At 70.2% G+C, this 11,782-nt stretch carries 14 protein-coding genes; 11 read left to right on the forward strand and 3 right to left on the reverse strand.

What is annotated here, in order from left to right; translation table 11 throughout:
* The first annotated feature begins 124 nt into the window (after positions 1-124).
* From ACIPTO_RS03875 to ACIPTO_RS03925, 11 genes are all read left to right on the forward strand, one after another.
* Positions 125-208, forward strand: coding sequence for a putative leader peptide (locus ACIPTO_RS03875; protein WP_309500612.1), 84 nt, complete (start codon positions 125-127; stop codon positions 206-208).
* 129 nt (positions 209-337) lie between these two features.
* Positions 338-2,035, forward strand: a complete 1,698-nt coding sequence (locus ACIPTO_RS03880) for a nitrite/sulfite reductase (RefSeq protein WP_366312052.1) — start codon at positions 338-340, stop codon at positions 2,033-2,035.
* 30 nt (positions 2,036-2,065) lie between these two features.
* A complete protein-coding gene (locus ACIPTO_RS03885; RefSeq protein WP_033281522.1) occupies positions 2,066-2,245 on the forward strand; it encodes a hypothetical protein in 180 nt (59 codons plus the stop codon).
* On the forward strand, positions 2,242-2,952 hold the full coding sequence (locus tag ACIPTO_RS03890; protein WP_366312054.1) for a phosphoadenylyl-sulfate reductase: 711 nt from the start codon (positions 2,242-2,244) through the stop codon (positions 2,950-2,952). The genes ACIPTO_RS03885 and ACIPTO_RS03890 overlap by 4 nt, the downstream gene beginning before the upstream one ends.
* A gap of 23 nt (positions 2,953-2,975) precedes the next feature.
* Positions 2,976-3,512, forward strand: coding sequence for an adenylyl-sulfate kinase (gene cysC, locus ACIPTO_RS03895; RefSeq protein WP_401189274.1), 537 nt, complete (start codon positions 2,976-2,978; stop codon positions 3,510-3,512).
* The gene (gene cysD, locus ACIPTO_RS03900) at positions 3,509-4,447 is read left to right on the forward strand and encodes a sulfate adenylyltransferase subunit CysD (RefSeq protein WP_401189275.1); all 939 of its coding nucleotides are present in this window, start codon (positions 3,509-3,511) and stop codon (positions 4,445-4,447) included. The genes cysC and cysD overlap by 4 nt, the downstream gene beginning before the upstream one ends.
* A gap of 2 nt (positions 4,448-4,449) precedes the next feature.
* Positions 4,450-5,784, forward strand: coding sequence for a sulfate adenylyltransferase subunit 1 (locus ACIPTO_RS03905; RefSeq protein WP_401189277.1), 1,335 nt, complete (start codon positions 4,450-4,452; stop codon positions 5,782-5,784).
* Between the two features lie 235 nt (positions 5,785-6,019).
* Positions 6,020-7,126, forward strand: a complete 1,107-nt coding sequence (locus ACIPTO_RS03910; RefSeq protein ID WP_366312062.1) for an aliphatic sulfonate ABC transporter substrate-binding protein — start codon at positions 6,020-6,022, stop codon at positions 7,124-7,126.
* A 13-nt stretch (positions 7,127-7,139) separates the two neighbouring features.
* On the forward strand, positions 7,140-7,946 hold the full coding sequence (locus ACIPTO_RS03915; RefSeq protein ID WP_366312064.1) for an ABC transporter ATP-binding protein: 807 nt from the start codon (positions 7,140-7,142) through the stop codon (positions 7,944-7,946).
* Positions 7,933-8,811 (forward strand): ABC transporter permease, encoded by an 879-nt coding sequence (locus ACIPTO_RS03920; protein WP_366312066.1) that lies wholly within the window; start codon positions 7,933-7,935, stop codon positions 8,809-8,811. Before ACIPTO_RS03915 ends, ACIPTO_RS03920 begins: the two co-directional genes overlap by 14 nt.
* Positions 8,812-8,825: 14 nt before the next feature.
* Positions 8,826-9,560 (forward strand): sirohydrochlorin chelatase, encoded by a 735-nt coding sequence (locus ACIPTO_RS03925; protein ID WP_401189696.1) that lies wholly within the window; start codon positions 8,826-8,828, stop codon positions 9,558-9,560.
* A 231-nt stretch (positions 9,561-9,791) separates the two neighbouring features.
* Here ACIPTO_RS03925 and ACIPTO_RS03930 read toward each other — a convergent pair whose 3' ends face one another.
* The 3 genes from ACIPTO_RS03930 to ACIPTO_RS03940 form a co-directional block, all read right to left on the reverse strand.
* Positions 9,792-10,421: a DsbA family protein gene (locus tag ACIPTO_RS03930; RefSeq protein ID WP_366312070.1), complete on the reverse strand. Its 630-nt coding sequence runs from the start codon at positions 10,419-10,421 to the stop codon at positions 9,792-9,794.
* Between the two features lie 79 nt (positions 10,422-10,500).
* Positions 10,501-11,124 carry a TIGR03086 family metal-binding protein gene (locus ACIPTO_RS03935; protein WP_401189280.1) on the reverse strand — a complete coding sequence of 208 codons (624 nt, stop codon included), beginning with the start codon at positions 11,122-11,124 and terminating at the stop codon, positions 10,501-10,503.
* Between the two features lie 108 nt (positions 11,125-11,232).
* Positions 11,233-11,781 carry a DUF1697 domain-containing protein gene (locus ACIPTO_RS03940; RefSeq protein ID WP_401189282.1) on the reverse strand — a complete coding sequence of 183 codons (549 nt, stop codon included), beginning with the start codon at positions 11,779-11,781 and terminating at the stop codon, positions 11,233-11,235.
* Position 11,782: the final 1 nt, after the last annotated feature.

The raw sequence follows: 11,782 nt of genomic DNA on the forward strand, positions 1-11,782 counted from the left end.
GCGTCGGCAGGACGGCGTGCGCGGCGTGTGACCGATGACACCCTTGTCTCAGATAGCGGGACAAGGGTGTCCGCATGACGGACGAAGCTGGACTGTGTCCAGAACGCCGTGACACGCTTCCGTCATGTCCGGAACTGGAATTGCCTTGGTGAGTCGGCGGCACGTCGACCTCGGCCGCATGTCCAGCGCCATCTGTCCCGCGGGCTAGCCGAGCCGCAGCACCGCCGGATTTCCCCGTATCTGCCTCACCTTGCGCAATGATGCGCACGTATGCCCGCATGCGCCCGTACGCGCAGGTCAGAGCCGATCACCCGCCTGTCCCGGAGGACGTAGAACCATGGCCGCCACCCCTGAGAACCCCGCAGCCGCAGCGCCCCGCCGCAAGGTGAGCCGTCACCGCGGTGAGGGTCAGTGGGCAGCCGGGCACTTCACCCCGCTCAACGGCAACGAGCAGTTCAAGAAGGACGACGACGGTCTCAATGTGCGGACACGCATTGAGACGGTCTACTCGAAGCGCGGGTTCGACTCGATCGACCCGAACGACCTGCGCGGCCGGATGCGCTGGTGGGGGCTGTACACCCAGCGCAAGCCCGGGATCGACGGCGGCAAGACCGCGATCCTGGAGCCGGAGGAGCTGGACGACAAGTACTTCATGCTGCGCGTCCGCATCGACGGCGGCCGGCTGACCACGGACCAGCTCCGGGTGATCGGCGAGGTCTCGCAGGAGTTCGCGCGCGGCACGGCCGACCTCACCGACCGGCAGAACGTGCAGTACCACTGGATCCGGATCGAGGACGTGCCCGAGATCTGGAACCGCCTGGAGGCGGTCGGCCTCTCCACCACCGAGGCCTGCGGCGACACGCCCCGCACCATCCTCGGCTCCCCGGTCGCCGGCATCGCCGAGGACGAGATCATCGACGGCACCTCCGCGATCGACGAGATCCACCGCCTGTACATCGGCAACAAGGAGTTCTCCAACCTCCCGCGCAAGTTCAAGACGGCGATCTCCGGCTCCCCGCTGCTGGACGTGGCGCACGAGATCAACGACATCGCGTTCGTCGGAGTGCACCACCCCGAGCACGGCCCCGGTTTCGACCTGTGGGTCGGCGGCGGCCTGTCCACCAACCCGAAGATCGGCGTCCGGCTCGGCGCCTGGGTCCCGCTGGACGAGGTCCCGGACGTCTGGGCCGGCGTGATCGGCATCTTCCGCGACTACGGCTACCGGCGGCTGCGCACCCGCGCCCGCCTGAAGTTCCTCGTCGCCGACTGGGGCCCGGAGAAGTTCCGCCAGGTCCTGGAGGACGAGTACCTGCGGCGCAGGCTCGCCGACGGCCCCGCCCCCGCGCAGCCCGTCCAGCGCTGGCGCGACCACGTCGGCGTCCACCGCCAGCGGGACGGCCTGTTCTACGTCGGTTTCGCCCCGCGCGTCGGCCGTGTCGACGGCACCACGCTCACGAAGATCGCCGAGCTGGCCCAGGCGCACGGCTCCGGCCGGCTGCGCACGACGGTCGAGCAGAAGATGATCGTGCTCGACGTCGAGGAGAGCCGGGTCGCTTCCCTCGTCGAGGGCCTCGAAGCGCTCGGCCTCACCGCGAAGCCCTCCCCCTTCCGGCGCGGCACGATGGCCTGCACCGGCATCGAGTACTGCAAGCTCGCGATCGTCGAGACGAAGCAGCGCGGCATCACGCTCATCGACGAACTGGAGCGCCGCATCCCGGAGTTCGACGAGCCGATCACCATCAACATCAACGGCTGCCCGAACGCCTGCGCCCGCATCCAGGTCGCGGACATCGGTCTCAAGGGGCAGTTGGTCCTCAACGAGCAGGGCGAGCAGGTCGAGGGCTTCCAGGTGCACCTGGGCGGCGCCCTCGGTCTGGAGGCCGGCTTCGGCCGCAAGGTCCGCGGCCTGAAGGTCACTTCGGAGGAACTGCCCGACTACGTCGAGCGGGTGCTCACCCGGTTCCAGCAGGAGCGCGAGGACGGTGAGCGGTTCGCCGCATGGGCGACGCGCGCCTCCGAGGAGGCACTGTCGTGAGCGGCGGCGACGACCGCGGAAGGAGGGGCCATGAGTGAGCGGGCCGCCCCCTTCTACTGCCCCTACTGCGGTGACGAGGACCTGCGTCCCAGCGAGCAGGGCCATGGCGCATGGGAATGCGCGGCATGCAATCGGGCCTTCCAGCTGAAGTTCCTCGGGCTCCTCGCCCGGGGCCTTCGGCAGACCGACGCAGGGGGAGACGAGATATGACGACGACTCAGAAAGCGCGCCCCACCGACGACTTGAAAGCCCTGGCCGAGCAGGCGGGCCGCGACCTGGAGGACGCCTCCGCGCTGGAGATCCTCCAGTGGGCGGTCGCCACCTTCGGCAAACGGTTCTGCGTGACCTCCTCGATGGAGGACGCGGTGGTCGCCCACCTCGCCTCCCGCGCGCTGCCCGGCGTCGACGTGGTGTTCCTCGACACCGGCTACCACTTCCCCGAGACCATCGGCACCCGTGACGCGGTCGAGGCCGTGATGGACGTCAACGTCATCACGCTCACCCCGCGCCGGACCGTCGCCGAGCAGGACGCCGAGTACGGCCCCCGGCTGCACGACCGCGACCCGGACCTGTGCTGCAAGCTCCGCAAGGTCCAGCCCCTGGAGCAGGGCCTGACCACGTACGCGGCCTGGGCGACCGGACTGCGCCGTGACGAGTCCCCGACCCGCGCGGGCACCCCGGTCGTCGGCTGGGACGAGAAGCGCCAGAAGGTCAAGATCTCCCCCATCGCCCGCTGGACCCAGGACGACGTGGACGCCTACGTCGCCGAACACGGCGTCCTCACCAACCCGTTGCTGATGGACGGCTACGCGTCCGTCGGCTGCGCGCCCTGCACCCGCCGGGTGCTGGAGGGCGAGGACGCGCGCGCCGGCCGCTGGGCGGGACGCGGCAAGACCGAGTGCGGGCTGCACGAATGACCATCAGCGACAAGGAGTTGCACGTGACGACCGGAGCCACCGTCTGGCTCACGGGTCTGCCGAGCGCCGGCAAGACCACCATCGCGTACGAGCTGGCGGGCCGGCTGCGCGAGGAGGGCCGCCTCGTCGAGGTGCTCGACGGCGACGAGATCCGCGAGTTCATCTCGGCGGGCCTCGGCTTCTCCCGCGAGGACCGGCACACCAACGTGCAGCGCATCGGCTTCCTGGCCGAACTCCTCGCCCGCAACGGTGTGTTGGCGCTCGTCCCGGTCATCGCGCCGTACGCCGACAGCCGCGAGGCCGTCCGCAAACGGCACCAGGAGAGCGGCACCGCCTACGTCGAGGTGCATGTGGCGACCCCGGTCGACGTGTGCTCCGTACGCGATGTGAAGGGTCTCTACGCCAAGCAGGCCGCCGGTGAACTGACCGGGCTCACCGGGGTCGACGACCCGTACGAGGTGCCCGAGTCGCCGGACCTGCGGATCGAGTCGCAGCACCAGACCGTGCGGGAGTCCGCGGCGGCACTCCACGCGCTGCTCACCGAGAGGGGACTGGCATGACGACGACCGTGGCCACGGCCGACGAGGGTACGGACACGCCGTACGCCCTCTCGCATCTGGACGCTCTCGAGTCCGAGGCGGTGCACATCTTCCGCGAGGTGGCGGGCGAGTTCGAACGGCCGGTGATCCTCTTCTCCGGCGGCAAGGACTCCATCGTCATGCTCCACCTGGCACTCAAGGCGTTCGCACCCGCGCCGGTACCGTTCTCCCTCCTGCACGTGGACACCGGACACAACTTCCCCGAAGTCCTCGACTACCGCGACCGCGTGGTCGCCGCCCACGGACTGCGCCTCCACATCGCCTCCGTCCAGGACTACATCGACCGCGGTGTGCTCCGCGAACGCCCCGACGGAACCCGCAACCCCCTCCAGACCCTGCCGCTCACCGAGAAGATCCAGACCGAACGCTTCGACGCCGTCTTCGGCGGCGGACGCCGCGACGAGGAGAAGGCCCGCGCCAAGGAACGCGTCTTCAGCCTCCGCGACGAGTTCTCCCAGTGGGACCCCCGCCGCCAGCGCCCCGAACTGTGGAACCTCTACAACGGCCGCCACGCACCCGGCGAACACGTCCGCGTCTTCCCCCTCTCCAACTGGACCGAACTCGACGTCTGGCAGTACATCGCCCGCGAAGGCATCGAGCTGCCGCAGATCTACTTCGCGCACGAGCGCGAGGTGTTCAGCCGGGCCGGGATGTGGCTGACCGCCGGCGAGTGGGGCGGGCCGAAGGCGGGCGAGACCGTCGAGAAGCGGCTCGTCCGGTACCGGACCGTCGGCGACATGTCGTGCACCGGTGCCGTCGACTCCGACGCGGTGACCCTGGAACAGGTCATCACCGAGATCGCCGCCTCCCGGCTGACCGAGAGGGGCGCGACGCGGGCCGACGACAAGATGTCCGAGGCCGCGATGGAAGACCGCAAGCGCGAGGGGTACTTCTAACCATGAGCACCATCACGACCGAGGAGCTCGCGGCCACCACGCTGCTGCGGTTCGCCACGGCGGGCTCCGTCGACGACGGCAAGTCCACGCTCGTAGGACGGCTGCTGCACGACTCCAAGTCGGTCCTCACCGACCAACTGGAGGCCGTGGAACGGGCGTCGGCGAATCGCGGCCAGGACGTCCCCGACCTCGCCCTCCTCACCGACGGACTGCGCGCCGAACGCGAGCAGGGCATCACCATCGACGTCGCCTACCGCTACTTCGCCACCCCCCGCAGACGGTTCATCCTCGCCGACACCCCCGGCCACGTGCAGTACACCCGCAACATGGTCACCGGCGCCTCCACCGCCGAGCTGACGGTGATCCTCGTCGACGCGCGCAACGGCGTCGTCGAGCAGACCCGGCGGCACGCGGCCATCGCGGCGCTGCTGCGCGTCCCGCACGTGGTGCTCGCGGTCAACAAGATGGACCTGGTCGAGTACCAGGAGTCCGTGTTCGCCGCGATAGCCGAGGAGTTCACGGCGTACGCGAGCGAGCTGGGTGTCCCGGAGATCACCGCGATCCCGATCTCCGCGCTGGCCGGCGACAACGTCGTGGAACCGTCCGCGCACATGGACTGGTACGGCGGGCCGACCTTCCTTGAGCACCTGGAGTCGGTGCCGGTCGCGCACGACCTGAGCCACTGCCACGCGCGGCTGCCCGTGCAGTACGTGATCCGGCCGCAGAACGCGGAGCACCCGGACTACCGCGGGTACGCCGGTCAGATCGCCGCCGGTACGTTCCGTGTCGATGAGTCCGTGACGGTGCTGCCGTCCGGGCGGGCCACGAAGATCTCCGGCATCGACCTGCTCGGCAAGCCGGTGCGGGCCGCGTGGACCACGCAGTCGGTGACCCTCCTCCTGGAGGACGACATCGACATCTCGCGCGGCGACCTCATCGTGCCCAGCAAGGACGCCCCGGCGACCACGCAGGACATCGAGGCGACCGTCTGCCATGTCGCCGACGCGCCGCTCACCGTCGGCCACCGGGTACTCCTCAAGCACGGCACCCGCACGGTCAAGGCGATCGTCAAGGACATCCCGTCCCGGCTCACGCTCGACGACCTGTCCCTGCACCCGCACCCGGGACAGCTCGTCGCCAACGACATCGGCCGGGTGAAGATCCGCACCGCGGAGCCGCTGCCGGTCGACTCGTACGCGGACTCGCGCCGTACGGGCTCCTTCATCCTGATCGACCCGGCGGACGGCACGACGCTCACCGCCGGCATGGTCGGCGAGTCGTTCGCCGCGCCGGAGCCGGTCAAGGACGGTACGGACGACGACGGTTGGGACTTCTGACATGACGTCCACGGACTTCTACTCCACGTTCGCGAAGGAGGGCGGCCGCGTCGGCAGCGGCGCCCTCGGCAGCGGGCAGGGCGGGGTGGCGCGATGTGCGCGCTGACGTACGCGCACCGCTTGCGCGCCCTGTCCCCCCACCCGCCGTCCCGGACGCGACGAAAACGAAGACCTGCCGACCTCCCGGCCACGACATGAGACCGTGACCGCCGGGCCAACGAGAGGAACACCTCCCGTGCCTGCCAAAAACGCCCTCCGCAGTACCCTCGCGGTCGTCGCCGCGCTGCCGCTGCTGACCCTCGCCGCCTGCGGTTACGGGTCGGAATCCGCCAAGGACAACACCAAGGAGAAGGTGGCCGCCGGTTCCTCGAAGATCGAGGGTCTCGACTCCGTGAAGATCGGCTACTTCGGCAACCTGACCCACGCGACCGCGCTGGTCGGCCGTGAACAGGGCCTCTTCCAGAAGGAGTTGGGCGCCACCAAGGCGGAGTACGCGACCTTCAACGCGGGCCCGTCCGAGATCGAGGCGCTCAACTCGGGCTCCATCGACATCGGTTGGATCGGCCCCTCCCCCGCGATCAACGGCTACACCAAGTCCGACGGCAAGAGCCTGAAGATCATCGGTGGTTCGGCGTCGGGCGGCGTCAAGCTGGTCGTCAACCCGAAGAAGATCACGTCCCTGAAGGACGTCAAGGGCAAGAAGATCGCGACTCCTCAGCTGGGCAACACGCAGGACGTGGCGTTCCTCAACTGGATCGCGGAGCAGGGCTGGAAGGTCGACGCGCAGAGCGGCAAGGGCGATGTGACCGTCGTCCGCACCGACAACAAGATCACCCCGGACGCCTTCAAGTCCGGTTCGATCGACGGCGCCTGGGTACCGGAGCCGACCGCGTCGAAGCTGGTCGCCGAGGGCGGCAAGGCGATCCTGGACGAGTCGACGCTGTGGCCGGACAAGAAGTTCGTGATCACGAACATCATCGTGTCGCAGAAGTTCCTCACGGCGCACCCGAAGGTCGTCGAGGCCGTCCTGAAGGGCTCGGTCGCGGCCAACAAGTGGATCAACGCCAACCCGACGGAGGCGAAGGCCGCGGCGAACAAGCAGCTGGAGGCCGACTCCGGCAAGGCGCTGCCCGCCAACGTCCTCGACCCGGCGTGGAGTTCGATCCAGTTCACCAACGACCCGCTGGCCGCCACCCTCACCACCGAGGCGGACCACGCGGTCAAGGCCGGCCTGCTGGAGAAGCCCGACCTGAAGGGCATCTACGACCTGACGCTCCTCAACAAGGTCCTCAAGGCCGACGGCGACAGCGCCGTCGACGCCGCCGGCCTCGGCACGAACTGACCGAGGGATCCCGATGACTTCCCAGGAGGTGACGACCATGGCCACGGCCCTCGCCGACGAGACCACAGCGTCGGTCGACCACGCGGCACGCCTTGAGCATGTCTCGAAGTCCTTCGCGACGCCGGGCGGGCAGCAGCTCGTCCTGGACGACATCAGCATCGATGTCGCGCCGGGCGAGTTCGTCACCCTCCTGGGGGCCTCGGGCTGCGGCAAGTCCACCCTGCTGAACCTGGTGGCGGGCCTCGACAAGCCCACCACCGGGTCCATCACGACGGACGGCCGCCCCGCGCTGATGTTCCAGGAGCACGCCCTGTTCCCCTGGCTCACCGCGGGCAAGAACATCGAACTCGCCCTGAAACTCAGGGGAGTTCCGAAGGAGGAGCGGCGCGGCAGGACCGAGGAGCTGCTCGACCTGGTCCGGCTGCCGGGCGCGTACGGCAAGCGGGTGCACGAGCTGTCCGGCGGTATGCGCCAGCGTGTCGCCATGGCCCGCGCGCTCGCCCAGGAGAGCCGCATCCTGCTGATGGACGAGCCGTTCGCGGCGCTGGACGCCATCACGCGGGACGTCCTGCACGACGAACTCACCCGGATCTGGGGCGAGACGGGCCTCTCCGTCCTGTTCGTCACGCACAACGTGCGCGAGGCGGTACGGCTCGCCCAGCGGGTGATCCTGCTGTCCTCGCGGCCCGGCCGGATCGCCCGCGAGTGGACGGTCGGCATCCCGCAGCCGCGCCGCATCGAGGACGCGCCCGTGGCCGAACTGTCCCTTGAGATCACCGATGTACTGCGTGGGGAGATCCGCCGTCATGGCCAGCACTGAGACGACGACGGTCAAGGACGGCGGCAGCGTCGAAGCCGGCCTGGACGCACTGGAGTTCACGGCCACCGGCCGGCCGAGCCTGCGGCAGACCTTCGTCAGCAAGATCTTCCCGCCGCTCGTCGCCATCGCGGTGGTCCTCGTGGTCTGGGCGATCCTGACCCCGATCGTCGACGATCCGACCAAGCTGCCCTCGCTGGGTTCGGTGGGCGCCGAGTTCAAGGACGCCTGGCTGAAGGGAGATCTCCTCGGCTACGTCTGGACCAGCGTCTCGCGCGGCCTGCTGGGCTTCTTCTTCGCGCTGCTCATCGGCACCCCGCTGGGGCTGCTGGTGGCGCGGGTGAAGTTCGTGCGCGCGGCGATCGGCCCGATCCTGTCCGGTCTCCAGTCGCTGCCGTCGGTGGCGTGGGTGCCGCCGGCCGTGATCTGGCTGGGTCTGAACAACTCGATGATGTACACGGTCATCCTGCTCGGCGCGGTCCCCTCGATCGCCAACGGCCTGGTGTCCGGCGTGGACCAGGTGCCGCCGCTGTTCCTGCGGGCGGGCCGCACGATGGGCGCGACCGGCCTCCAGGGCATCCGGCACGTCACCCTGCCGGCGGCGCTCCCCGGCTATGTGGCGGGCCTCAAGCAGGGCTGGGCGTTCTCGTGGCGCTCGCTGATGGCGGCGGAGATCATCGCGAGCTTCCCCGATCTCGGCGTGGGCCTGGGCCAGTTGCTGGAGAACGCCCGCACCAACAGCGACATGGCGGGAGTCTTCGAGGCGATCGTCCTGATCCTGTTCGTCGGTATCGCCATCGACCTGCTGATCTTCAGCCCGCTGGAGCGGTGGGTCCTGCGCAGCCGCGGTCTGCTGGTGAAGGGCTGAGGTCCATGAACGACATGAAACCGGTCCTCCTCGTCATCGCCCACGGCAGCCGCGATCCGCGGCACGCCGCGACCGTCCACGCCCTGGTGCGCCGGATCCGGTCACGGCGGCCCGGGCTGCGCGTGGAGACCGGTTTCCTGGACTTCAACATCCCGTCCGTACAAGGCGTGTTGGAGTCCCTCGCGGCGGAGGGCGTCCAGGACGTCGTGGCGCTCCCGCTGCTGCTGACCCGCGCGTTCCACGCGAAGGCGGACATCCCCGCGGTCCTGCGGGACGCGCCGCCGCGGCTGCGGATCAGGCAGGCGGAGGTGCTGGGCCCCTCGCCCCTGCTGGTGCGCGCGCTCGAACGGCGGCTCCACGAGGCCGGGTTGACGCCCGCCGACAGGTCCTCGACCGGGATCGTGCTGGCCTCGGCGGGGTCCACCGACCCGGAGGCCATCGCGGTGATCGACGGCCTCGCGCGGGAGTGGTGGCGCACGGGCTGGCGTGCCGTGCGGCCCGCGTTCGCCTCGGCGGCGCTCCCCCGCACCGAGGACGCGGTCCGTGAACTCCGGGCCCTGGGCTGCGAACGGGTCGCCGTGGCGCCCTATGTCCTCGCCCCGGGTTTCCTGCCCGACCGTATCGCGCGGGGCGCGGCGGAGGCGGACGTCCTCGCCGAGGTGCTGGGTCCGGCCCCCGAGGTGGCGCGGGTCCTGCTGGAGCGCTACGACGCCGCCCTGACACCGGCGTTGGCGGCCGTCGGCGCGTAACGCCCCTGTCCAAGGCGGGGTGTTGGTCCTGGGACACGCAGAAGCCGTCCGGTTTCCGGCACTCCCCTGCGCTGCCGGACCCCGGACGACCGTCCGGCGCGGTGCCACCCCGGTCGGCATGCGGCTTTACGGGGGGCCGCTTTCTGTACTGCGCCTGCTCCGGCGTTCTTGTCACACCCCGGTCACTCCGGGTCAGTGAGGGTCGGTCCCGCGTGGGCCCGGTGGGCCCGGTCAGTCGAAGGACAGGCCTCCGGTGCGGGTCCGCTTCAGTTCGAAGAGGTCGGGGTTGGTGGCCAGCACCCGGAAGGCGTCGAAGAGTTCGGCCGCCTTCGCTCCGCGCGGAATCGCCCGCAGCACCGGTCCGAACCACACCGTTCCGTCGACGTGCAGGGTCGGCGTCCCCACGTAGCCGCCCGACTCCTCCTCCACGCCCGCCTCGTGGCTGCGGCGCACGGCGTCGTCGTACGACGGATCGTGGGCGGCGGCGGCCAGGTCGGCGGGAAGGCCGAGTTCGGCGAGGGACTCGGCGATCACGGTGTCGAAGTCGTCCTGGCGCCGCTCGTGGATGCGGACGCCGAAGGCGGTGTAGAGGTCGCGCAGGACCGTGTCGCCCCGCTGGTCGGCAGCGGCCACCGCGACGCGCACCGGACCGATCGACTTGTCCACCAACTCCCGGTACCAGTCGGGGAGTTCGTTGCCCGTGTTGTGGAGGAGGAGGCTCATCGCGTGGAAGCGGAGGTCGAGCGGGCGCTCGCGCTCGACCTCCAGCAGCCAGCGGGAGGTGATCCAGGCGAAGGGGCAGGCGGGGTCGAAGTAGAAGTCGACCCGGACGGGGGTGGCGTGGCCGCTGTCTTGGCTCATACCGGGAACGTTAGCCGCCCGGTGGCGCAAAGGAACGACCCAATGCGCGGGATTTCTGGTGGTCCACTTCGCCGGGTTCTCAGTGGTCCGCCGCCCGCACGGCCCGCTGCTCGGGGTCGCGGCCGCTGGCCGCGAGGGCGCGGTCGAAGGCGGGGGCGTCGGCCGGCACGGGGACGGGGTCCGCGAAGCCGTCGTACTGGCGGTAGAGGTCGCCGTGCTTCTCGACCACGGCGAGGACGAGGCGGGCGGCGCCGTCCGAGACGCGGTACTTCTGGCCGGTGGCGGTGGCCACGTCCCAGCCGTGCACCGCCAGCTCCTTGATGATCATCGAGGCGAGTTCGTCGGCGGGCATCTTCGCCATGCCGAGGTCGACCTCGCCGTCCCACACCGCCGGGTCGGCCCAGGCGGCGACGGCCCGGTCCAGCTGGGCGGCGTAGGCCTCCGCCCAGTCCGGATCGGCGGTGAAGTCGCGGGTGGTCAGCTCTTCGGGGAGCTGGGCGCGCCGGGCGCGGTGCTCCAGTCCGTGCGAGGTGTAGAGGACCCAGTGGTTGACCATCGCGCGGACGTCCCAGTCGGGGCAGTGCGTGGGGTCGTCGAGCCGGTCCGCGCCGACACCGCGGGCGACACGGGCCGCCTCGGCCGCGCATTCGGTCAGGTACGGGTACAGGTCGTTCGGCTGCGGGTTCAGGTCGTCGTCGCTCATGCCCCCACGCTAGGGAGGGCGCCGTCAGGACTCTTGAACAAACGCGACAGGCTCGTCGGCGGGCCGTCGCGGCACCCGCTCGGGCTCTCCTCCGCGACGGGAGGGCGCTCAGCCGGCCGTCATCTCCATGAGTCTGACGACGGTGTTCCAGTTGCGGGTCGTCGCGACGATCCCCTTGGTGAGGCGGGGGCGGGCGAGTTCGGCGGCGAGCTTGGAGCGGCCGAGGCCGTCGGGGGCGTAGAGGTACAGGGCGCGGTCGCCGAGGCGGAACTCCTCGGGGAGGAAGGCGGCCTGGTCCACCGCGGCGAAGCGGTCGTCCGCGAGGGGCACCGAGCAGTAGGTGACGTGGAGCTGTTTTGCCTCCAACTCGGCTGCCGGGAAAGGGCAGTCGGCGACGATCGCCGCCAGGTAGGCGTGGTCACGGACGAGGACGTCGACCGTGAAGCCGAACCGCTCCTCGACGGCCCGCGCGATGTCCGCCGCGAGGGACTCCTCGTCGCCGTGGCCGCTGGTGAACACGGCCTGGCCGCTCTGGAGGTAGGTGCGGACGCCGTCGAGCCCGAGGCCTTCGAGGAGCGCGCGCAGGTCCGCCATCGGGAGCTTCTTGTTGCCGCCCACATTGATCCCGCGCAGGAGCGCCGCATACGTCGTCGTCATC

It is taken from the genome of Streptomyces sp. NPDC090083 (assembly GCF_044747445.1).
Lineage (GTDB): Bacteria > Actinomycetota > Actinomycetes > Streptomycetales > Streptomycetaceae > Streptomyces.

Bases quoted from the DNA above. Each gene is read 5' to 3' on its own strand.
- ACIPTO_RS03930 (WP_366312070.1), bottom strand. From the start codon at position 10,421: ATGAGCCAAGACAGCGGCCACGCCACCCCCGTCCGGGTCGACTTCTAC.
- ACIPTO_RS03935 (WP_401189280.1), bottom strand. From the start codon at position 11,124: ATGAGCGACGACGACCTGAACCCGCAGCCGAACGACCTGTACCCGTAC.
- ACIPTO_RS03890 (WP_366312054.1), top strand. From the start codon at position 2,242: ATGACGACGACTCAGAAAGCGCGCCCCACCGACGACTTGAAAGCCCTG.
- cysD (WP_401189275.1), top strand. From the start codon at position 3,509: ATGACGACGACCGTGGCCACGGCCGACGAGGGTACGGACACGCCGTAC.
- ACIPTO_RS03875 (WP_309500612.1), top strand. From the start codon at position 125: ATGTCCGGAACTGGAATTGCCTTGGTGAGTCGGCGGCACGTCGACCTC.
- ACIPTO_RS03915 (WP_366312064.1), top strand. From the start codon at position 7,140: ATGACTTCCCAGGAGGTGACGACCATGGCCACGGCCCTCGCCGACGAG.
- ACIPTO_RS03885 (WP_033281522.1), top strand. From the start codon at position 2,066: ATGAGTGAGCGGGCCGCCCCCTTCTACTGCCCCTACTGCGGTGACGAG.
- ACIPTO_RS03920 (WP_366312066.1), top strand. From the start codon at position 7,933: ATGGCCAGCACTGAGACGACGACGGTCAAGGACGGCGGCAGCGTCGAA.
- ACIPTO_RS03905 (WP_401189277.1), top strand. From the start codon at position 4,450: ATGAGCACCATCACGACCGAGGAGCTCGCGGCCACCACGCTGCTGCGG.
- ACIPTO_RS03925 (WP_401189696.1), top strand. From the start codon at position 8,826: ATGAAACCGGTCCTCCTCGTCATCGCCCACGGCAGCCGCGATCCGCGG.
- ACIPTO_RS03940 (WP_401189282.1), bottom strand. From the start codon at position 11,781: ATGACGACGACGTATGCGGCGCTCCTGCGCGGGATCAATGTGGGCGGC.
- ACIPTO_RS03880 (WP_366312052.1), top strand. From the start codon at position 338: ATGGCCGCCACCCCTGAGAACCCCGCAGCCGCAGCGCCCCGCCGCAAG.